At 68.8% G+C, this 20,749-nt stretch carries 16 protein-coding genes; 11 read left to right on the forward strand and 5 right to left on the reverse strand.

Annotated features, from left to right (window positions below):
- The first annotated feature begins 33 nt into the window (after positions 1-33).
- The 8 genes from JW792_RS15350 to JW792_RS15385 all read left to right on the forward strand — a co-directional run bounded on the left by JW792_RS15350 (position 34) and on the right by JW792_RS15385 (position 10,740).
- Positions 34-918, forward strand: a complete 885-nt coding sequence (locus JW792_RS15350; protein ID WP_135994927.1) for an SDR family oxidoreductase — start codon at positions 34-36, stop codon at positions 916-918.
- Positions 918-2,528, forward strand: coding sequence for an acyl-CoA carboxylase subunit beta (locus JW792_RS15355; RefSeq protein WP_135994926.1), 1,611 nt, complete (start codon positions 918-920; stop codon positions 2,526-2,528). The genes JW792_RS15350 and JW792_RS15355 overlap by 1 nt, the downstream gene beginning before the upstream one ends.
- 136 nt (positions 2,529-2,664) lie before the next feature.
- Complete coding sequence (locus JW792_RS15360) at positions 2,665-3,837, forward strand: acyl-CoA dehydrogenase family protein (protein WP_135994925.1); 1,173 nt, start codon at positions 2,665-2,667, stop codon at positions 3,835-3,837.
- Entirely contained in the window at positions 3,830-4,636 is an 807-nt protein-coding gene (locus tag JW792_RS15365) for an enoyl-CoA hydratase/isomerase family protein (RefSeq protein WP_135994924.1), read from the forward strand. Before JW792_RS15360 ends, JW792_RS15365 begins: the two co-directional genes overlap by 8 nt.
- On the forward strand, positions 4,633-6,591 hold the full coding sequence (locus JW792_RS15370) for an acetyl/propionyl/methylcrotonyl-CoA carboxylase subunit alpha (RefSeq protein ID WP_135994923.1): 1,959 nt from the start codon (positions 4,633-4,635) through the stop codon (positions 6,589-6,591). The genes JW792_RS15365 and JW792_RS15370 overlap by 4 nt, the downstream gene beginning before the upstream one ends.
- 4 nt (positions 6,592-6,595) lie before the next feature.
- A complete protein-coding gene (locus JW792_RS15375; protein WP_135994922.1) occupies positions 6,596-7,501 on the forward strand; it encodes a beta-keto acid cleavage family enzyme in 906 nt (301 codons plus the stop codon).
- Positions 7,461-9,281, forward strand: a complete 1,821-nt coding sequence (locus tag JW792_RS15380) for an AMP-dependent synthetase/ligase (RefSeq protein ID WP_135994921.1) — start codon at positions 7,461-7,463, stop codon at positions 9,279-9,281. Before JW792_RS15375 ends, JW792_RS15380 begins: the two co-directional genes overlap by 41 nt.
- On the forward strand, positions 9,271-10,740 hold the full coding sequence (locus JW792_RS15385) for a flavin-containing monooxygenase (RefSeq protein WP_135994920.1): 1,470 nt from the start codon (positions 9,271-9,273) through the stop codon (positions 10,738-10,740). The genes JW792_RS15380 and JW792_RS15385 overlap by 11 nt, the downstream gene beginning before the upstream one ends.
- Here the strand turns inward: JW792_RS15385 and JW792_RS15390 are convergent.
- Positions 10,713-11,645 carry an alpha/beta hydrolase gene (locus JW792_RS15390; RefSeq protein ID WP_135994919.1) on the reverse strand — a complete coding sequence of 311 codons (933 nt, stop codon included), beginning with the start codon at positions 11,643-11,645 and terminating at the stop codon, positions 10,713-10,715. The two genes, JW792_RS15385 and JW792_RS15390, sit on opposite strands and share 28 nt — an antisense overlap.
- A gap of 14 nt (positions 11,646-11,659) precedes the next feature.
- Between JW792_RS15390 and JW792_RS15395 the strand changes: the two genes are divergently transcribed.
- Entirely contained in the window at positions 11,660-12,937 is a 1,278-nt protein-coding gene (locus tag JW792_RS15395; RefSeq protein ID WP_135994918.1) for an NADH:flavin oxidoreductase/NADH oxidase family protein, read from the forward strand.
- A 16-nt stretch (positions 12,938-12,953) separates the two neighbouring features.
- On the opposite strand, the gene JW792_RS15400 is transcribed toward JW792_RS15395, so the two are convergent.
- Entirely contained in the window at positions 12,954-13,889 is a 936-nt protein-coding gene (locus tag JW792_RS15400; RefSeq protein ID WP_158291544.1) for an alpha/beta fold hydrolase, read from the reverse strand.
- 95 nt (positions 13,890-13,984) lie between these two features.
- On the opposite strand from JW792_RS15400, the gene glpK reads away from it, so the two are divergent.
- On the forward strand, positions 13,985-15,469 hold the full coding sequence (gene glpK, locus JW792_RS15405; RefSeq protein ID WP_135994916.1) for a glycerol kinase GlpK: 1,485 nt from the start codon (positions 13,985-13,987) through the stop codon (positions 15,467-15,469).
- 24 nt (positions 15,470-15,493) lie between these two features.
- Here glpK and ligD (JW792_RS15410) read toward each other — a convergent pair whose 3' ends face one another.
- The 3 genes from ligD (JW792_RS15410) to ku are packed head-to-tail and all read right to left on the reverse strand — an operon-like array spanning position 15,494 to position 18,750.
- On the reverse strand, positions 15,494-16,381 hold the full coding sequence (ligD, locus tag JW792_RS15410) for a non-homologous end-joining DNA ligase (protein ID WP_135994915.1): 888 nt from the start codon (positions 16,379-16,381) through the stop codon (positions 15,494-15,496).
- A 6-nt stretch (positions 16,382-16,387) separates the two neighbouring features.
- A complete protein-coding gene (ligD, locus tag JW792_RS15415; RefSeq protein WP_135994914.1) occupies positions 16,388-17,938 on the reverse strand; it encodes a non-homologous end-joining DNA ligase in 1,551 nt (516 codons plus the stop codon).
- A 2-nt stretch (positions 17,939-17,940) separates the two neighbouring features.
- A complete protein-coding gene (ku, locus tag JW792_RS15420; RefSeq protein ID WP_206340828.1) occupies positions 17,941-18,750 on the reverse strand; it encodes a non-homologous end joining protein Ku in 810 nt (269 codons plus the stop codon).
- 160 nt (positions 18,751-18,910) lie between these two features.
- Between ku and thrS the strand changes: the two genes are divergently transcribed.
- On the forward strand, positions 18,911-20,749 hold the full coding sequence (thrS, locus tag JW792_RS15425; RefSeq protein ID WP_135994913.1) for a threonine--tRNA ligase: 1,839 nt from the start codon (positions 18,911-18,913) through the stop codon (positions 20,747-20,749).

The raw sequence follows: 20,749 nt of genomic DNA on the forward strand, positions 1-20,749 counted from the left end.
ACGGGCCGAAACGGGGAGGAGACGCGCGGCGCGATGAGCGGGACCGGCCAGTATGACAGCGTGTTCAGGCCCGGCCTCTTCGAGGGCCGGACCGTCATCGTGACCGGCGGCGGCTCGGGGATCGGGCGCTGCACCGCGCACGAGCTGGCTCATCTCGGCGCAAGGGTCGTCATCACCGGGCGCAAGGCCGACAAGCTCGCGGCGACCGCGCAGGAAATCCGCTCCGATGGCGGGCAGTGCGAGACGAGCGCCTTCGACATTCGCGACGAGGAGGCCGTCAAGGCCGCGATCGGCGAGATCGTCGCGGCGCACGGACCCGTCCACGGCCTCGTCAACAATGCCGGCGGGCAGTTCCCGGCCGAGCTGAAGGACATCTCCAGGAAGGGCTGGGAGGCCGTCGTCGCAACCAACCTGACCGGCGGCTTCCTCGTCATGCGCGAGGTGTTTCAGGCGAGCATGGCCGAACACGGCGGGGCGATCGTCAACATGACCGCCGACATGTGGGGCGGCATGCCCGGCATGGGCCATTCCGGCGCCGCGCGGGCGGGCATGAGCAATCTCACCATGACGGCGGCCTACGAGTGGGCCAGGCACGGCGTGCGCGTGAACGCGGTCGCGCCCGGCTGGATCGCGTCCTCGGGCATGGACACCTATGGCGGGGCGGTGAAGGCGATGATCCCGTACCTGAAGCAGCACCTGCCGGCCAAGCGCCTCGGCTCGGAGGCGGAAGTCTCCGCGGCCATCGTGTTCCTGCTGTCGCCCGCGGCGAGCTTCATCACCGGGGTGACGCTTGCCATCGATGGCGGCGCGCCGCTCGGCAATCCGGCCTTCCCGCTGGAAGACCACGACAGGTTCGAGGTCTATAACGGCTTCCACCGCGCCGTGCCGCCGCAAGTCCTGCGCGGGGAGGAAAGCTGATGCCGGTCCTCAATTCCCGCCTCAATCCCCAGAGCCCCGAGTTCAAGGCCAATGCCGAGGCGATGGCGGCAAAGCTGGCTGAGGTGCGCGCGCTCGAGGAGAAGGTGCGCGCCAACTCCGCCGCCAAGAAGGAACGCTTCGAGGAGCGCGGCCAGCTTCTGCCGCGCGAGCGCGTGGCGCGCCTGCTCGACCGGGATGCCCCCTTCATCGAGATCGCCCCGCTCGCGGGACTGAAGATGCACGACGATGACGGCGACCGCGGCGCGGCGGGCGGCGGCATGGTGACCGGCATCGGCGTGGTGTGCGGCAAGCGCTGCGTGGTCTCGGCGAGCGACAGCGCCATCAAGGGCGGCACGGTCGCCCCGATGGGCCTGAAGAAGTCCCTGCGCGCGCAGGAGATCGCGCTCGAAAACAAGCTGCCGATGATCCACCTCGTGGAGTCCGGCGGCGCCAATCTGCTCTACCAGGCCGAGATCTTCGTCGATGGCGGGCGGGGCTTTGCCAACCAGGCGCGCCTGAGCGCGGCCGGAATTCCCCAGATCGCCGTCGTTCACGGCTCGTCGACCGCCGGCGGGGCCTATCTGCCGGGGCTTTCCGACTACGTCGTCCTTGTACGGGGCAAGTCCAGGATCTTCCTCGCCGGCCCGCCGCTCGTCAAAGCCGCGATCGGGGAGGATGCCGGGGAGGAGGAACTGGGCGGGGCCGACCTGCACGGCGAGGTGACGGGCCTTGGCGAATACGTCGCCGAGGACGATGCCCAGGCGCTCGCCTATGCCCGCGAGATCATGGACAAGCTGAACTGGGATGCGGCCACCCCTCCCGGCGGGGGCGAGGCGCCGGCTTACCCGGCCGACGAGCTGATGGGCGTCGTGCCGGCCGACGACAGGACGCCTTACGACGTCAAGGACGTCATCGCCCGCATCGTGGATGCCTCCGACTTCCTGGAGTTCAAGGCGCGCTACGGGTCCGAGACGGTGTGCGGCCATGCCCGCATCGGCGGGCAGCTCGTCGGCATTCTCGGAAACAACGGCCCGATCCAGCCGGAGGGCTCCACCAAGGCCGGCCAGTTCATCCAGCTCTGCGACCAGTCGGATACGCCGCTCATCTTCCTGCAGAACACCACCGGCTACATGGTCGGCACCCGGGCAGAAGCCGAGGGCGCGATCAAGCACGGCTCGAAGATGATCCAGGCCGTCGCCAATGCGCGCGTGCCGAAGATCACCATCGTGCTCGGCGGCAGTTACGGCGCGGGCAATTACGGCATGTGCGGGCGCGGCTTCGATCCGCGCTTCATCTTCGCCTGGCCGAGCGCGCGCACCGCGGTGATGGGCGGGGCCCAGGCCGCCAAGGTGATGGAGATCATCACCCGCGCCAAGAACGAGCGCGCCGGTCAGGAGACGGACGAAGAGGGCCTGAAGGCCATGTCCGACATGATCAAGGCCTCGCTGGAGGAACAGTCCCACGCTTTGTTCGCCACGGCCCGGCTCTGGGATGACGGGATCGTCGATCCGCGCGACACCCGCGCGCTGCTGATCGAGTGCCTCAATATCTGCGCCGAGGCCGGACGCCGGGTGCTCAAGCCCAATGCCTTCGGGGTGGCGCGGCTGTGAACGTGGCGCGACGCGATGTCCTCCCCCGCTCGCGGGGGAGGGGGACCACGAAGTGGTGGAGGGGGCAGGCGCCCGCCCTCTCCCTCGGCTTCGCCGACACCTCCCCCGCGAACGGGGCAGGACAAAGGAGGTAGAGATGCAATTCACCGAGCAGCACGACCAGCTCCGCGAGACGGTCGCGAGATTCGTCGAGAAGGAAATCAATCCGTATGTCGACGAATGGGAGGAGCATCCGCCCTTCCCGGCCCACGAGGTGTTCAAGAAGATGGGCGATCTCGGGCTCCTGGGCCTTCGCTGGCCGGAGAAGTTCGGCGGGGCCGGGCTCGATTTTTCCTACTCGCTCGTGCTTGCCGAGGAGCTGGGGCTGATCGCTTGCGGCGGCGTGCCGATGGCGATCGGGGTGCATACCGACATGTGCACGCCCGCGCTCGCGCGCTTCGGGTCGGACGAGCTCAGGCAGGAATGGCTCGCGCCCTCGATCGCGGGAGACATGGTCGGCTGCCTCGGCGTTTCAGAGCCGGGCGGGGGCTCTGACGTGGCGGCGGTGAAGACCACGGCCCGCCCGGATGGCGACGACTACGTCATCACCGGCTCGAAGATGTGGATCACCAACGGGCTGCAGGCCGACTGGTGCTGCCTGCTCGCCAACACCTCGGACGGCAAGGCGCACTCCAACAAGTCCCTGATCATCGTGCCGATGGATTCCAAGGGCATCGAGAAGCAGCCCATCCACAAGATCGGCATGCATTCCTCCGACACCGCCCAGCTCTTCTTCGACGGGGTGCGGGTGCCCAAGCGCAACCGGATCGGGGACGAGGGCGCGGGCTTCCTCTACCAGATGCTGCAATTCCAGGAGGAGCGCCTCTACGGCGCGGCCAGCTCGCTGAAATCGCTGGACAAGCAGATCGACCTCACCATCGAGTACACCCGCGAGCGCAAGACCTTCGGCACGCCGCTGATCGACAACCAGGCGATCCATTTCCGTCTGGCCGAGCTGCGCACCGAGGTCGAGGCGCTGCGCGCGCTGACCTACCGCGCGGCGGAGGAATTCATCGCCGGCAAGGACGTCACGCGCCTGGCCTCGATGGCCAAGCTGAAATGCGGGCGCCTGGCGCGCGAGGTCGCCGACACCTGCCTGCAGTATTGGGGCGGGATGGGCTACACCAAGGACAACCCGATCGCCCGCGCCTATCGCGACGGCCGCCTGATTTCCATCGGCGGCGGGGCGGACGAGATCATGCTCGGCATCATCTGCAAGCTCGAAGGCACGCTGCCCGGCAAGAAGAAGGACCGCTCCGGCAATGCCTGAGTTCGAGACCCTTCTGGTCGCGCGCGGCGGGCGGGTCACGCATGTGACGCTGAACCGGCCCGAGGTGCGCAACGCCATGTCGCTCGCCATGGTCGACGAGCTGCTCGCGGTGCTGGAACGCGCCGAACGGGACGGCTCGCGCGCCATCGTGCTGCGCGGCGCGGGCGGGCATTTCTGCTCGGGCGGGGACGTCAAGGACATGGGCGCGGCGCAGGCCCGGCCCGGCAACGGCGAGGATCCGATCGCCGGCGTCAATGCCCGTTTCGGCCATCTGTGCGCGGCCTATGCCGGGACGGGGCTGCCGGTCGTCGCTGTGCTGGAAGGCGCGGTGATGGGCGGGGGGTTCGGCCTCGCCTGCGTCGCCGATGTCGCGATCGCCCGCGAGACGGCCCTGTTCCGCCTGCCCGAGACCGGGCTCGGGCTCGTGCCCGCCCAGATCGCGCCCTTCCTGGTGGAACGGCTGGGGTATTCGCAGGCCAAGCGCCTCGCCGTCACCGGCGGGAAGATCGACGCGGCGAGCGCTCTGAAGCTCGGCCTGGTCCACCATGTCTGCGACGGTGAGGAGAGCTGCGGGGCCACGCTTTCCCAGGTGCTCGCCGAGATCCGGAAGGGCGCGCCGAACGCCATCGCCGCCACCAAGCAGCTCATCGCCCGCGCGCGCCTGGAGCCGGCGAGCGCGCTCGTGGAGGATGCCGCGAGGATCTTCGCCCGCGCCGCGCGCAGCGAGGAAGGCGCGGAGGGGCTGACGGCGTTCCTGGAGAAGCGCCCGGCGGCGTGGGCGCGGGAGGGCGAGGCGTGACCCGTCCCCTCACCACCCTGCTCGTCGCCAACCGCGGCGAGATCGCGGTGCGGGTGATGCGCACGGCGAAGGCCATGGGGCTCACGACCGTCGCGGTCTATTCCGATGCTGACGAACGTGCCCTGCATGTGCGCAGCGCCGACCGGGCCGTGCGCATCGGCCCGGCCCCGGCGGCGCAGAGCTATCTGAAGATCGAGGCGATCCTCGAAGCCGCGAAGGCCACGGGAGCGGACGCCATCCATCCCGGCTACGGCTTTCTGTCGGAGAACGCCGCCTTCGCCCGCGCCGTGGAAGAGGCCGGTCTCGTCTTCGTCGGCCCGCCCGCCGCGGCCATCGAGGCGATGGGCGACAAGGCGCGCGCCAAGGCGAAGATGATCGAGGCCGGCGTGCCCGTCGTGCCAGGCTGGCAGGGCGAGGATCAGTCCCCGGACAATCTGAAGGCCGAAGCGGACAGGATCGGCTACCCGCTCCTCGTCAAGGCCGCCGCAGGCGGGGGCGGGCGCGGCATGCGCACCGTGCGCAGGGCCGAGGACTTCCAGACCGAGCTGGAAGCGGCCAGGCGCGAGGCGAAGTCGGCTTTCGGCGACGAGACCGTGCTGCTGGAAAGGCTCATCGAGCGCGGCCGCCATGTCGAGATCCAGGTCTTCGCCGATGCGCACGGCAACACGGTCCATCTCGGCGAGCGCGACTGTTCGGCCCAGCGCCGGCGCCAGAAGGTGATCGAGGAAGCCCCGAGCCCGGCGGTCGACGGGAAACTTCGCGAGAGAATGGGCGCGGACGCGGTCGCGGCTGCGAAGGCCGTCGGCTATCGCGGCGCGGGCACGGTGGAATTCCTGCTCGATGCGGACGGGTCCTATTATTTCCTCGAAATGAATACCCGGCTTCAGGTCGAGCACCCGGTCACGGAGCTGGTCACCGGTACCGACCTCGTGGAATGGCAGCTGCGCGTGGCGGCAGGCGAGGCCCTTCCCGCCACGCAGGAGGAGATCGGCCTGTGCGGCCACGCCGTCGAGGTCCGGCTCTATGCGGAGGACCCGATGGCCGGCTTCGCGCCGCAGTCCGGCCCGGTCCTCCACTTCGATCCGGCGCCGAGGACCGAGGGCCTCAGGATCGACAGCGGGATCGAGAGCGGGGACAGCGTCACGCCCTTCTACGACCCGATGGTCGCCAAGCTCGTCGCCCGCGGCGCGACGCGGGCCGAGGCGATCGCGAAGCTGAAGCGGGGGCTCGAGGACCATCCCCTGCTGGGCCTCGTCACGAACCGCAGCTTCCTGATCGATCTTCTGGACTCGGACGAATTCGCGAGGGGCGAGATCACCACCGGCGATCTCGACGCCTGGATGGAGGCCGGTTCCGGCCCCTTCGCCGCGAAGGACACGCCCTTCGAGCCCTTCGCGCTCGGCGCCCTGCTGCTCGCGGCGTCCCGGGAGGGCGCGCTGCGCTCGGGATCGGTCGACCGCTTCGATCTGCCGCTCGAAGCCGGAGGCGAGGCGCGCACGCTGCGCATAACCCAGACCGGGCCGGGGCGGCTGCAGATCGACGCCGGAGCGGACAAGGCCGATATCGCCCTCGTCGCCCGCCAGGGCGCGCAGGTGCGCTACGCGCTCGACGGCGTGGTCAAGACCGCCGCGCTCGCCTGCGCGGCCGACGGTCTCCACCTCGCCATCGGTGCACGGACCTTCCTCGTGCGCGAGCCCTCGCCCTGGGGGCCGGACGCGGGCGCCGATCCGTCGACGGTCACCGCCCCGGTCTCCGGTGCGGTGGTCAAGGTCAACGCCAGGCCCGGCCAGGCCGTGAAGGCCGGCGACGTGCTCGCCGTCATGGAAGCCATGAAGATGGAAATGCGCCTGACCGCGCAAGCCGACGGCACGGTCTCGGCCGTTCACGCAATCGAGGGATCGCAGGCGACCAGCGGTTCCGTCTTGATCGAACTCGATCTTCAGTCACAGGATTAGACCCATGGACAAGGCCGTACTCACCTGCGCGCTCAACGGGGTTCTGACGAACCCCAAGACCCATCCTGTTCCGGTCACGCCGCAGCAGATGGCCGCCTCCGCGCGCGAGGCCTTCGACGCCGGCGCGAGCGTGATGCACGTCCATTTCCGCATGCAGGAAGAGGGCATGGGTCATTTCCCGACCTGGGACCCCGATGTCTGCGGCGAGATCGTCGAGGCGATCCGCTCCGCCTGCCCCGGCGTCATCATCAACCAGACCACGGGCATCGTGGGACCCGACGTCTCCGGCCCGATCGCGGTGATGCGCCGGGTGAGGCCGGAGATCGCGGCCTGCAATGCCGGTTCGCTCAACTATCTGAAACTGAGGAGCGACGGCAGCTGGGCCTGGCCGCCCATGGTCTTCGACAATCCGGTCGAGAAGGTCCAGACCATGCTCGACGCCATGGAGGAGACCGGCGCCCATCCCGAGTTCGAATGCTTCGATGTCGGCATCGTGCGCTCGGTCAACATGTATATCGAGAGCGGGATGGCCTCCAACGCGCACTACAATTTCGTGATGGGCGTGGCGAGCGGCATGCCCGCGGATGCGCGCCTGCTCGAGCTCCTGCTCGATTACAAGCGCGAGGGCGCGCCCTGGCAGACGACGCTGATCGGGCGCCAGGAGATCTGGCCGGTCCATCAGAAGACGGCCGATCTCGGCGGCATGCTCAGGACCGGCCTGGAAGATACCTTCTACCTGCCGGACGGCGAACGCGCCGCCGGCAACGGGGCCCTGATCGAGGCCCTGGCAAACTGCGCGCGCAAGGCGGGCCGCGAGATCGCGAGCCCGGACGAAGCGCGCGTTCTCATGCAGCTCGGGGAGGAGCACGGTGGCGCACACGGCATGGAGCGAACTGCCTCGCATCGGTGAGGAGAACTGGTTTCCGACAACGCCCGCCCGCCTGATCGACCAGGCACGGCGGCGTCCCGACGCGCCGGCCTATCTCGTCCATGACGGGAGCGGATGGCAGGCTTCGACCTGGCGCGATTACGCCGATCAGGCCCGCCAGGCGGCCCGCGCGCTCGTCGCGCTGGGCGTCGGGAAGGACGACGCGGTCTGCATCCTGGGATTCAACCGGCCCGAATGGACGGTGATGGCCAACGCGGCGATGATGACCGGCGCGCGCCCGGCCGGCATCTACTGGACGAGCGCCCCGCCGGAAAGCGCCTATATCCTGCAGCATTCCGAAGCTCCGGTGCTGCTCGTGGAAACCCTCGAACAGGTGGAGGAACTCGAGGCGGTCCGGCGCGACTGCCCCGATCTTCGCCAGATCGTGGTGATGGAAGGAAATCCCGGCCGCGACGACATCCTGTCCTGGACCGACTTCCTCGCGCTCGGCGATGGCAACCATCAGGATACGGTGGATGCGCGCCTGGCCGGGATCGGGCCGGAGGATATCGGCGCGCTGATCTACACCTCCGGCACCACCGGCCCGCCCAAGGCGGTGATGCTGTCCCACGGCGCGATCGCCTGGACGGCCGATCTCCTCACCCGGTCCTTCGGCGGGGACGAGACGGGGCGCGGCCTGTCCTACCTGCCGCTCGCCCATATCGCCGAGCAGCAGGCCTCGCTGCACTGCCACCCGATCCGCGGCAACGCGATGTATTTCGCCCGCTCGATGGAGACGCTGGCCGAGGACATCAACACGGTGCGCCCGACGATGTTCTTCGGCGTGCCGCGCGTCTGGGAGAAGATGGCCGAGACGCTGCGCTCGCGCATGGCCGAGGCGAGCGGGACGCGGAAGGCGCTTCTCGACTGGTCCATGCAGGTCAATCGCGCCTGGCACGCGGCGAACATGAACGGCGCCGCGCCCGGCGCGCTCCTCTCGCTGCAGCGCAAGCTCGCCAACCGCCTGGTGACGAGGAAGATCAAGGGCGCGATCGGGCTCGACCGGGCCGACACCTTCATCTCCGGCGCGGCGCCGATCTCCCCGGAAGTCCTGCGCTTCTTCACCGGGCTCGACATGCCGATCCTGGAAGGCTACGGCCAGTCGGAGACCAGCGCTCCGACCACGGCCAATCTTCCCGGCGCCGTCCGGCTGGGTTCGGTCGGCAAGCCCTTCCCCGGCATCGAGACGAAGGTGAGCGAGGAGGGCGAGCTGCTCGTGCGCGGCCCGGGCCTGTTCTCCGGCTACATGAAGAACAACGAGGCGACCGCCGAAGCCTTCACCGCCGACGGCTGGCTTCGCACCGGCGACGTGGTGAAGGTCGACGAGGACGGCTTCATCACCATCACCGGCCGGATCAAGGACATCCTCATCACCTCGGGCGGCAAGAACATCACGCCGGCCAATCTCGAGACCGACCTGATGAACATCCCGCTCGTCGAGCACGCGGTCGTGGTCGGGGACGCGCGCCATTACCTCACCGCCCTGATGACGCTCTCGGCCGACGCGCTCGCCGCCTTCGCGAAGAAGAAGGGGATCGCCGATCCGGGGCCGGACCATCCCGAGGTCGTCGCCGAGGTGCAGGCCGGCGTCGACGCGATGAACAAGCGCTACGCGCGAGTGGAGAATATCCGCAAGTTCCGCCTGCTCTCCGCCCCGCTGAGCGTGGAGACAGGCGAGCTCACGCCCACCATGAAGGTCAAGCGCAAGGTGGTCATCGAACGCAACAGGGCGCTCGTCGACGCGATGTACGATGGCGACTGAGCTGCCGGCCTCGTGCGATGTGCTCGTCGTCGGGGCCGGCATGTCCGGCCTCGCCATGGGCCATCACCTGAAACGGCGCGGCATCGCGGATTTCCTGATCCTGGAGAAGTCCGGTGGCGTCGGCGGTGTCTGGCGCGACAATCGCTATCCCGGCTCGGGCTGCGACGTGCCGAGCCATCTCTACTCCTTCTCCTTCGCGCCGAAGCCCGACTGGAGCCGCAAATACGCCCCGCGCGACGAGATCCTTGAGTATTTCGAGGACGTCGCCGGGCGCGAGGGACTCTATCCCCATTGCCGCTTCGGCGTGGCGGTGAAGGCGCTCGCCTTCGATCGCGGCGAGGGCCGCTGGACGGTCGCGCTGGAGGATGGCCGTACACTGAAGGCCCGCGCCGTGGTGAGCGCCGTCGGCCAGCTGTCGGAGCCCTTCGTGCCGGAGATCGAGGGCCTCGACGGGTTCGGCGGCCTCGTCATGCATACCGCGCGCTGGGACCGCAGCGTCGACCTCTCGGGCAAGCGCGTCGCGGTGATCGGCAATGCGGCGAGCGCGATCCAGCTCCTGCCGATCGTGGCGGAAGAGGCGGCGCAGCTGACCGTCTTCCAGCGCACGCCCAACTGGGTGATCGGCAAGCCGGACCGCAGGTTCACCGCGCTGGAGAAATGGCTCTTCCGCAACCTGCCCGGCTACCGGCGTCTCTACCGGCTCGGCAGCTTCCTCATCCACGAGAGCCGCTACACGGCCTTTCGCGCGAACAGCCTCGCCGGACGCTTCACGCGCTGGGATCTGATGCGGCAGCTCAAACGCCAGGTCCCGGACGCGGCGCTCCGGGCGAAGCTCACCCCCCGCTACGCGCCCGGCTGCAAGCGCATCCTCCTGTCCAACGACTATTTCCAGACGCTGCAGCGCGAGACCGTCTCGCTGGTGACCGACGGCGTGGCGCGGGTCGAGGCGGACGCCATCCTCACCGGCGCGGGCGAGCGCGTACCGGCCGATGCGATCGTCTTGGCCACCGGCTTCAGGACTACCGAGTTCCTGTCGACGCTGGACGTGACCGGACCGGACGGGCGCACGCTGCAGGACACCTGGGCCGGCTCGCCCTCGGCCTATCGCGGCGTCGCGGTCGCCGGCTTCCCCAATCTTTTCATGCTCTACGGGCCGAACACCAATCTGGGACACAACTCGATCATCTTCATGAGCGAGCGCCAGGCCGAATACGTGGCGAACAAGATCGGCCGTATCCTGAAAGAGGACATCAAGGCGCTCTCGGTGAAGCCCGAGGCGCAGGCGCGCTTCGACGCGCGCGTGCAGGAGAGCCTTGCCGGCACGGTGTGGGCCGGGAACTGCCCGAGCTGGTACAAGACGTCGGACGGGCGGATCACCAATAACTGGTCGGGGCTGGCGAGCGCGTTCGCCTTCGCGCTCGCCCGGCCCGATCAGGCCGACTGGCTGGCCGAGAGATAGCCGTGCGCCCAGTCCGCCACCCGCGCGATCGCCCGGTCGGCTTCGGGAAGCAGCGGGGCGAAGAGCGGGAAGTCGTGCCACATCCTCTCCCAGACTTCGCAGCGCACCTCGACGCCCGCCGCCTCGAGGCGCTGGGCGAGGCGCGTGGAGTCGTCGAGCAGCACCTCGTCGGAGCCCACCTGGATGAGGGTCGGCGGCAGGCCGGAAAGATCGCCGAACAGGGGCGAGCAGTCGGGATGGGCGCGGTCCGTCTTTCCGGCATAGATAGCCGCGCCCTTGTCGAGATAGTGCGCGCGCAGCATCGGGTCGATGCCGTCGAGCGTCTTCGCGCTGTCTCCCGACATCGTCAGATCCGTCCACGGCGAGATCAGGTAGAGCGCGTCGGGCAGCGTCTCCCCGCCGGCCTTGAGGCGCAGCGTCATAGCGAGCGTCAGCCCGCCGCCCGCCGAATCGCCGGCGACCAGGATCGGGCCCTGGACATCGCTCCGCAGCGTACGGAAGGCCGCGAGCGCGTCCTCGATCCCTGCCGGGCAAGGATGCTCGGGCGCGAGGCGGTAATCCAGCGAGACGGCTTCCAGGCTCAGAGCCTTCGACAGTCTCGAGACCACGGGCTTGTGGCTGTGGGACGATCCGCGCGAATATCCGCCTCCGTGCAGGAAGAGCAGCGCGCCGGGACGCGGGGAGGGCGGGATGAAGCGCAGGGCCGGACGCCCGGCATATTCGATGCGCCCGATCTCCACCCCGGAGGCCGCGGGCACGCGCTCGCCCGCCTTGTCCATCATGGCGCGCGCGACCTCGGGCGGATTGTCCGGCGAGAGCGAGGTCCTGCCCGCCTTGGCGGCCATGCGGCGGCCGAGCCAGCGCCTGAGCGAGATCGGCGAACGCGTGCGGATATGTTCGATCATGAAAGGGCCTCCCCGTGACTCTGTCGTCTGAGCTCACCCTGCCATGCGGCGCGAGGATTCCCAATCGCCTGGCGAAGGCGGCGATGACGGAGGGGCTGGCCGAGCCGGGCGGCATCGCCGGCGAGCGCATCGTGCGCGCCTATACCGCCTGGGCACAGGGCGGGGCGGGGCTCATCCTGACCGGCAACATGATGGTGGACCGCAGATACCGCGAACGCCCGGCCAATGTCGTGGTCGAGGGCGAGCAGAGCGCGAACGCCCTGAAGGGGCTGGAACGCTTTGCTGCGGCGGCGAAGTCGGGCGGGGCGGTGGCGCTGGCGCAGATCTCCCACGCCGGCCGGCAGTCGCCGAGATCGGTCGCGCCCGAGCCGGTGGGGCCGAGCGCGGTCGCGGTGAAGCTACCGGGCGGGCTCTACGCCAAGCCGCGCGCGCTCACGGCCGGCGAGATCGCCGGCATCATCGGCCGCTTCGCGCACACCGCGCGCACGCTCGTGGAGGCCGGGTTCGACGGGGTGCAGATCCATGCCGCCCACGGCTATCTCATCAGCGAGTTCCTCAATCCGCGCGTCAACCGGCGCGAGGACGAGTGGGGCGGCAGCCTCGAGAACCGCGCGCGCCTGCTGGTCGAGACGGTGCGCGCCGTGCGCGCCGCGATCGGGGCGGACCGCGTCCTGGCGGTCAAGCTCAACTCCTCGGACTTCCAGAAGGGCGGGTTCTCCTTCGAGGACTGCCTCCAGGTCGTCGATCTTCTGGATGCGGAAGGCATCGACCTGCTGGAGATCTCCGGGGGCAGCTACGAGCAGCCGCGCATGATGGGTCTCGACGGTCTCGAACCGGTCTTAGAGGAAAACGTCCGGGCGAGCACGCGGGCGCGCGAGGCCTATTTCATGGGCTATGCCGCGCAGGTCATCGCCCGGGCGAAGACGCCCGTCATGGTCACCGGCGGCTTCCGCACCCGGGCCGCGATGGAGGCCGCGGTCGAGGAGGGCGTCGCGGTGATCGGGATCGGCCGGCCGCTCTGCGTCGATCCGGACGCCCCGAAGAAACTCCTCGCCAGCGAGATCGAGGCCCTCGACGCCTTCGAGACGCGCCTGCGCGTGGGGCCGGGGATTTTCGGCCCGCATTCGAGGCTTGCGGTGATGAAGGCGGTGAACGGCCTTGCGACCATGGCCTTCTTCTACCGCAACATCATCCGCATGGCCGAAGGCAAGCCGACCCTGCGCGAGATGAACCTCCTCGGCACGCTGATCGCCCATCAGCGCCAGGAGGCGCAGGACGCGAAGCGGATCTAGCCGCGAGGCTCCCGCCTCACATCGCGACCCTGTCCGCCCAGTCGGCGAAATCGTCCATCGCCGCCTCGCGCCCCAGATCGTTGAGCGTCTCGTGCCGGCCCTTCGGGTCGATCCTCAGCGTGAGGTCGGTGAAGCGGTCGGCCTTCAGGCGCTCGGCGAACTTCCTGACCGCCTTGCCATTGTCCGTGGCCGGATCGGCGCCGCCGCCGGCGAGGTGGATCGGCAGGTCGCGGCGCATCGCCTCGATGCGCGCGCCGTCCTCGGCGCGCTCGAACCCGGTGACGAGGTCCTTCCACAGCGAGATCGTCGGGCGCCAGCCGGCATCGGGATCGGCGATATAGGCGTCGACCTCCTCGGGGATGCGCGAGAGCCAGTCCTGGGGCGTGCGCCGGTGCTTCACCTGCTTGCCGAACTGGTCGAAGGTCAGGGCGTTGAGCCAGGTGGAGATCTCGGTCTCCTTCTTGAACAGGCCCTCCGTCCACAAGACGGCGCGCATCAGGCCGGTCATTCCGCCGAGCGCGAGATTGGAATTCCACACCGCGACGCCGGCGAGGCGCCGATGCTCGTCCTGGGCATGGTTCATCGCCACGACCCCGCCCATGGAATGGCCGAACACGATGGTCGGCAGATCGCCGAAACGCTCGTTCATGTAGCCGCGCAGGAAGATCGCATCGGCCATCACCTTGTCCCAGCCATTGCCCTCCAGCGAGAACACGCCGCGCGGCGCGTCCGGCGCCTCGGTCTTGCCGTGGCCGCGATGGTCGTGCGCGCAGACGTGAAATCCGCGCGCAGACAGGAAATCGGCGAAGCGGGCATAGCGCCCGGCATGCTCGGCAAGGCCGTGATGGATCATCACGATGGCGCGCGGCTGGCCCTGCGCCGGCTTCACGCGGGCGGCGAGGCGCGCCCCGGTCGGGCTCAGCAGATAGTCGATCGCGAAGTCCTGGCTCATCATCGCCCCCTTTTCTTCCAACCTGCTTGCACCGGGACGCGCCTGCGGGCAAGCCTTCGGGGAGAAACGCGCGCGAACGGAAGACGGGGGCAGGCGTGAGCGACCGGACCGCCATCCTGGCGATCGACCAGGGCACGACATCGAGCCGGGCCATCGCATTCACCCGCGAGGGCATGGCGCTCGCGGTGGCGCAGGAGGAGTTCGCGCAGAACTACCCGAGGCCCGGCTGGGTCGAGCACGATCCGGAGGTCATCTGGGCGACGGTGCTCTCCACGGCGCGGAAGGCCGTCTCCGCCGCGCAGGATCTCGGCTACGCGATCGCCTGTCTCGGCGTCACCAACCAGCGCGAGACGACGCTGGTCTGGGACCGGGCGACCGGCCGGCCCATCCACAACGCGATCGTCTGGCAGGACCGGCGCACCGCGAAGACCACCGCCCGTCTCGAGGCGCAGGGCCACGGCGCGATGGTGCTGGAGAAGGCGGGGCTCGTGCTCGATCCCTATTTCTCCGCCACCAAGCTTGCCTTCATCCTGGACACCGTGCCGGGCGCGCGCGAGCGCGCAGAGCGCGGCGAGCTCTGCTTCGGCACGGTGGAGAGCTTCCTGATCTTCCGCCTCACCGCCGGCAGGGTCCATGTCAGCGACGCGACGAATGCGAGCCGGACGAGCCTCTACGATCTCGTGGCGCAGGACTGGGACGACGACCTGCTCGCCCTGTTCGACATCCCGCGCGAGGTGCTGCCGAGGATCGTCGACTGCGCGGAGCGCTACGGCGACACCGACCCGTCCGTCTTCGGCGAGGCTATCCCCATCACCGGTGCGGCCGGCGACCAGCAGGCCGCAGCGATCGGGCAGGCCTGCCTGGAACCCGGGGAGATGAAGTCGACCTACGGCACGGGCGCCTTCATGCTGCTCAATACCGGTCCCGCGCCGGTGATCTCCAGGAACCGCCTGCTCGCCACCACCGCCTGGCGCCTGAACGGCACTTCCAGCTTCGCGCTGGAAGGTTCGGTGCTCTCGGCCGGGGCGACGGTCCAATGGCTGCGCGACGGGCTCGGCATCATCTCGAGATCCTCCGAGGTGGAGGCGCTCGCCCGCGACGCCGATCCCGACAGCGGGGTCTATCTGGTCCCGGCCTTCACCGGGCTCGGCGCACCGCACTGGGACGCCGATGCGCGAGGACTTCTCAGCGGGCTCACCCGCGGCGCCGGCCGGGCCGAGATCGCGCGCGCCGCGCTGGACTCGGTCGCCTACCAGACCCGCGACCTGCTCGACGCCATGGCCGCCGACGGCGCGGACGTGGCCCGGCTGAAGGTCGATGGCGGCATGGTCGTCAACGACGCGCTGATGCAGCGTCTCGCCGATCTCTGCGACAGCGAGGTCATCCGTCCGAGGAATGCCGAGACCACGGCCTGGGGCGCGGCCTTCCTGGCCGGGCTCGGCGCGGGCCTGTTCTCCGCCATTTCCGACGCCGCCGCCCTCTGGCAGGCCGATCGCAGCTTCACGCCCGCGATGGAGGCGGGCCACCGCGAGACGCTGATCGCGGGCTGGCGGGCGGCGGTGAAGCGGGCCCGGATGTGATCCGCCGGGCAGCGAGCCCTCGGCCTACAGGAACCCCCTTGCCCATTCCAGAGCCCCCTCCCGCAGCGGCGCCGCTGACCTGAAGTAATCCGCCCACGGATCCGACTTCAGCCCGGCCAGCCGGCGCGGCAGGGTCTTCAGCGTGTAGGCGCCGCTTTGCTCGATGCGCGGCAGCTCGTCCCAGCGGACGGGGGTGGCCACCGTCGCAGCCGGCCTGGCGCGCACCGAGTAGGGCGCGATCGCGGTGGCGCCGCGCTGGTTTCTCAGCCAGTCGACGAAGATCCGGCCCTTGCGCTTCTCCTTGCTCGCCGAGGACACGTAGCGGGACGGGTCGTTCGCCTCGAGCGCCCGGGCGAGCCCCTGGGCGAAGGTCTTCACCTCGTCCCAGCCGGCCGAGCGGTCGAGCGGGGCGATGACGTGGATGCCCTTGCCCCCGGTCAGCAGCGCATGGGGTTCGAGCCCGGCGGTGCGCAGGAGATCGGCGATGTCGCGGGCGGTCTGCTTGAGATCCCCGAAATCGTAGCCGATATCGGGGTCGAGATCGAAGATCACCCGCTCGGGATGTTCGATGTCCGCCAGGGTCGAGCCCCAGGGATGCAGCTCCAGCGCCCCGAACTGGGCGCAGGCCTCGAGCCCCGCCTCGTCCTCGATCGCGAGATAATCCCGGCTCTTCCCGCTCTTCTCCTCGATCTCGACCGGTCTGAAGCCGTCCGGCATGCCCCTGGCGTGATGCTTCTGGAAGAAGCACTCGCCCCCGATCCCGTCCGGGCAGCGCACCAGGGAGAGCGGGCGGCGCGCCACGTGGGGCAGGATGCGCTCGGCGATGCCCAGCAGATAGTCGCGGTAATCGGCCTTGGTGACGCCGGCGTCCGGGAAATAGACCCGGTCTGGATGCGTCAGCCCCCCGCTCATGATCCCTCAGATCCCGTCATCGGGCTCGACCGCCTCGGCGGAGACCTCTTCGGCCTCCTTGTCCTCTCTTATGCCGAGGAAGCTCGCATGGCGGAAGCGGCCCTCCTTCGTGCGCTCGGCATATTCGATCTCGGCGACGAGCTTCGGGGTGACCCAGCGGGCGTCCTTCACCTCGTCCGGCATGTCCTTCAGGGGCGAGGTCTTGCGCTCGATCTCCTTCAGCGCCTCGCCGATCGCGTCCAGGGCGCCGGCGGAAAAGCCGGTGCCCACCCGGCCGCGATAGACCCAGTCGCCGTCCTCGTTCGTGGCGAGGATCAGCGAGGAGAACGGGCGGTCCTTGTCCGAGGGGCTCCAGCCGGCGATGACGGCCTCCTCGCGCAGCGTGCACTTGACCTTCTGCCAGGTCTTCTTCCGGCCGGCGCGGTATTTCGAGGTCTTCTTCTTCGAGAGGATGCCCTCGGCCCCGGCCTCGCAGGCCTTGTCGTAGACCGCGTCCCCGCGTCCCGCGACATGGTCGGCATAGCGCAGCGCGCCGGTCACGCCGGAAAACACGCGCGAGAGCTCGGCCTTGCGGTCCTCCAGCGCCTTGTCGGTGAAATCCTCGCCATCCAGTTCGAGCAGGTCGAAGGCGAAGAAGACGATGTCCTTCCGGCCCTTGGACAGGGATTCCTGCAGGGCGGAGAAGTCCGACAGGCCGCTCTCCTTCAGAACGGCCGCCTCCCCGTCGATGAGGGCGCTTTCCAGGTTCAGGTCTTCCAGCGCCTCGACGATCTGCGGGAAGCGCTCGCTCCAGTCCTTGCCGTTGCGGGTGTAGAGCCTTGCCTTGCCGCCGCCGACGGCCGCGATCAGGCGATAGCCGTCATACTTCATCTCGTGCAGCCACTCGTCGCCCTCGGGAGGCGCCTCGACCAGGGTGGCCAGCTGGGGCTTGCGGAAATCGGGCGGGCTCGCGGACCCGCGCCGGTCCTTCGTCTCCACGCGGCCGTCGCCGGACTTCTCCTCGATGGTTTCCATGCCGTAGCCCGTCTTCGCGCTTCTTGCCGGCAGGTCCTCGGCCTCGGTGTCCTCCTTCGCCGCCTCGTCGCGCTGCTTGATGAGGAGCCAGTTCTCGTTGCCCGAGCGCGTGTCCATGTAGACCAGCGCCCACTTGCCCTTCAGCTTCTCCCCGAACAGCTCGAAGGTGAGTTCGCCGTCCTCCAGCGCGTCCTGCGGCAGGCCCTTGTCGGGCACCCAGCGGCCGTAATCCCACAGCATGACCGTGCCCGCGCCGTACTCGTCCTCGGGGATTGTGCCCTCGAAATCGCCGTAGCTGACCGGGTGGTCGTCGGTCGCGACCGCGAGGCGCTTGTCGGACGGGTCGAGGCTCGGCCCCTTGGTGATCGCCCAGCTCTTCATCACCCCGCCGACCTCGAGGCGCAGATCGTAATGCAGCCGGCTGGCATCGTGGCGATGGATCGTGAAGCGCCGCCCGCCGGGGGCCTGGCGGTCCTCCGGCGCGGGCTCGGGACTGGCTTCGAGATCGCGGCGCTCGGCGTATGTCTTCAGGGGGTCGGCCATGGTCAGCTCGCCTTCTGCTTCCCGCCCTCTTGCTCGAGGGATTTCTTCAGCGCCTCCATCAGGTCGACGACCTCGCCGGTCTTCTCCTCCTCCTCGCCGACCGGGGAGACGATCTCCTCCTCCTCGGCCTTCTGCTCGATGAGGTCGCGCAGGGCCGTCTCGTAGGAATCCTCGAAATCGTCGGGGTCGAACTCGCCCATCTTCTTGTCGATCAGGTCCTCGGCCATCTCCATCATGTCCTCCTCGGGATCGATGTCGGGGATGTCGTCGAAGACGGAGTCGCTGGCGCGCACCTCCTGGGCATAGCGCAGCTTTTCCAGCAGCATCCCGTCCCCGCAGGGCCGGATCGAGACGAGCTGCTCGCGCCCGGCGAAGACGGTCTGGCCGATGGCCACCGCCTTCTTCTTCCTCAGCGCCTCGCGGATCACCACGAATCCCTGCGCGGCCGACCTGCCGCGCGGCAGGAGATAAAAGGGCCGCTCGTAATAGCGCGGATCGACATCGCCGCGCTTCACGAAGCGGTCGATGCGGATCGTGTCGCGCGTTTCCAGCCGGATGTCCTCCAGTTCCTCCGGCTCGAGCTTCACGTACTCGCCGCTCCTGGCCTCGTAGCCCTTGACGATGTCCTCTTCCTCGGCCGGTTCGTCCTCGCCCTCGGGGACCTTGCGGTAGCGGATGCGCTTGCCGGTCGGCTCGTGGATCTGGCGCAGGGAGACGCGGCCCTTGCTCGCCGTCGCGGCATGGAGCGCGACATCGATGGAGACGAGCGAGAGGCGCAATTGCCCCTTCCAGTAGGTGCGCAGGGAGGCCATACCGGCCAAACGAGCCGCGCGAAGGCCCGGTTCCGCTGAACGACCCGCCCGCGCGCGCGTGGACAGGGCGTTTCAAAGGCCTTACATCGAAGGCTTCGCCCGGTTTGCGCTGCGGTGCAGCAGGGCGGTTTCCCAGCCTTCACGCGAAACGAACAGACCCATGTCGCAGACAGAATTCCCGATCGATACGAAACGCCACTCCGCCGCGCACCTGATGGCTGCGGCGGTCAAGGAGCTCTATCCGAACGCCCGTTTCGGCGTGGGGCCGGCGACCGCGACCGGGTTCTTCTACGACATCGCGCTCGACGAGACCCTGACGCCGGAGGATCTGCAGCGCATCGAGAAGACGATGAAGGAGCTTCGCAAGAAGAAGCTGCCCTTCGAGCGCATCGACCTGCCGATCGACCAGGCGATCGAGTTCATGAAGGAGCAGGGCCAGGACTTCAAGGTCGAGCTCTTGAAGCTGCTGCGCGAGAAGGGCTCCACGGCGATCGCCAAGGAGACGGGCGACGAATCCGTCGTCGGCGAGGGCGTGGACACGGTGTCCTTCTTCAAGACCGGCGATTTCGTCGATCTGTGCCGCGGGCCGCATGTCGACAACTCCGCCCAGGTCGGTCACTTCAAGCTGCGCTCGATCGCGGGCGCCTACTGGCGCGGCGATGCCAGCAACGAACAGCTCCAGCGCATCCACGCGCTCTGCTTCGACACCAAGGAGGAGCTCGAGGCCGAGCTCAACCGGCTCGAGGAGCAGGCAAGGCGCGACCACAGGAAGCTCGGCAGGGAGCTCGGCCTGTTCACCATCGTGGACGAGGTCGGCTCCGGCCTGCCGCTCTGGCTGCCCGCCGGCAACGTGATCCGCGACGAGCTGGAGCGCCTGGCGCGGACGGAAGAGCACAAGGCGGGCTACAAGCGCGTCTCCACTCCGCACATCACCAAGGGCGACCTCTACCACAAGTCCGGCCACCTGCCCTACTACGCCGAGGACATGTACGCCCCGATCATGATCGAGGAGCAGGAATACTATCTGCGCCCGATGAACTGCCCGCACCACCACATGATCTACGCCCACGACCAGTGGTCCTACCGCGACCTGCCGGTGCGGCTCGCCGAGTACGGACAGGTCTATCGCTACGAGGCCTCGGGCGGGCTCTCCGGCCTGATGCGCGTGCGCGGCTTCTGCCAGAACGACGCCCACATCTACTGCCGCGAGGACCAGGCCAAGGACGAATTCCTCGCCGTCATGCACATGCACGCCATGTATTACCGCATGTTCGGCATCGAGGATTTCTGGATGCGCGTGTCGCTGCCCGACATGGAGGATCTCGGCAAGTATGTCGACGATCCGGAAGGCTGGAAGAAGGCCATGGGCATCCTGAAGGAGGCCATGGACGAGTCCGGCTATCCGTACAGGGAGGTCGAGGGCGAGGCGGCGTTCTACGGGCCGAAGGTCGACTTCATGGTGAAGTCCGTCGTGGGCACCGAGTACGCGATCTCGACCAACCAGCTCGACTTCATGGCGACCAAGCGCTTCGATCTTCAGTACACGGCCGAGGACGGGTCGAAGAAGCCGGTCTACGTCATCCACCGCGCCCCGCTCGGCAGCCACGAGCGCTTCACCGCCTTCCTGATCGAGCACTATGCCGGCAAGTTCCCGTGCTGGCTCGCCCCGGTCCAGGCGATGGTGATCCCGATCGCCGACCGCCACGAGGACTATGCCAGGCAGGTCAGGGACAAGCTCTTCTTCGCGCCCGTCGAGACCGTCCATGGCGGCATCCGCGCCGAGGCCGATCTCGCCGCCGAACGCATGCAGAAGAAGATCCGCAACGCCCAGACGCGCCAGATTCCCTACATGCTCGTCGTCGGCGATGCCGAGGCCGAGGCCGGCACCGTCGCGGTCCGCCACCGCGACCACGGCGATCTCGGCACCATGCCGGTCGACGACCTGATCGAGCGCATTTCCGCCGAGGTGAAGGAACGCCGGGACCGGCCGAAGGGGTGA

Source organism: Marinicauda algicola, from assembly GCF_017161425.1.
Classification (GTDB): domain Bacteria; phylum Pseudomonadota; class Alphaproteobacteria; order Caulobacterales; family Maricaulaceae; genus Marinicauda; species Marinicauda algicola.

Excerpts from the sequence above, each read along its gene's own strand:
- ligD (WP_135994915.1), bottom strand. The coding sequence starts at position 16,381 with ATGAGCGGGGGGCTGACGCATCCAGACCGGGTCTATTTCCCGGACGCC.
- JW792_RS15385 (WP_135994920.1), top strand. The coding sequence starts at position 9,271 with ATGGCGACTGAGCTGCCGGCCTCGTGCGATGTGCTCGTCGTCGGGGCC.
- JW792_RS15390 (WP_135994919.1), bottom strand. The coding sequence starts at position 11,645 with ATGATCGAACATATCCGCACGCGTTCGCCGATCTCGCTCAGGCGCTGG.
- JW792_RS15375 (WP_135994922.1), top strand. The coding sequence starts at position 6,596 with ATGGACAAGGCCGTACTCACCTGCGCGCTCAACGGGGTTCTGACGAAC.
- JW792_RS15350 (WP_135994927.1), top strand. The coding sequence starts at position 34 with ATGAGCGGGACCGGCCAGTATGACAGCGTGTTCAGGCCCGGCCTCTTC.
- JW792_RS15355 (WP_135994926.1), top strand. The coding sequence starts at position 918 with ATGCCGGTCCTCAATTCCCGCCTCAATCCCCAGAGCCCCGAGTTCAAG.
- JW792_RS15400 (WP_158291544.1), bottom strand. The coding sequence starts at position 13,889 with ATGAGCCAGGACTTCGCGATCGACTATCTGCTGAGCCCGACCGGGGCG.
- JW792_RS15365 (WP_135994924.1), top strand. The coding sequence starts at position 3,830 with ATGCCTGAGTTCGAGACCCTTCTGGTCGCGCGCGGCGGGCGGGTCACG.
- thrS (WP_135994913.1), top strand. The coding sequence starts at position 18,911 with ATGTCGCAGACAGAATTCCCGATCGATACGAAACGCCACTCCGCCGCG.
- JW792_RS15360 (WP_135994925.1), top strand. The coding sequence starts at position 2,665 with ATGCAATTCACCGAGCAGCACGACCAGCTCCGCGAGACGGTCGCGAGA.
- ligD (WP_135994914.1), bottom strand. The coding sequence starts at position 17,938 with ATGGCCGACCCCCTGAAGACATACGCCGAGCGCCGCGATCTCGAAGCC.
- ku (WP_206340828.1), bottom strand. The coding sequence starts at position 18,750 with ATGGCCTCCCTGCGCACCTACTGGAAGGGGCAATTGCGCCTCTCGCTC.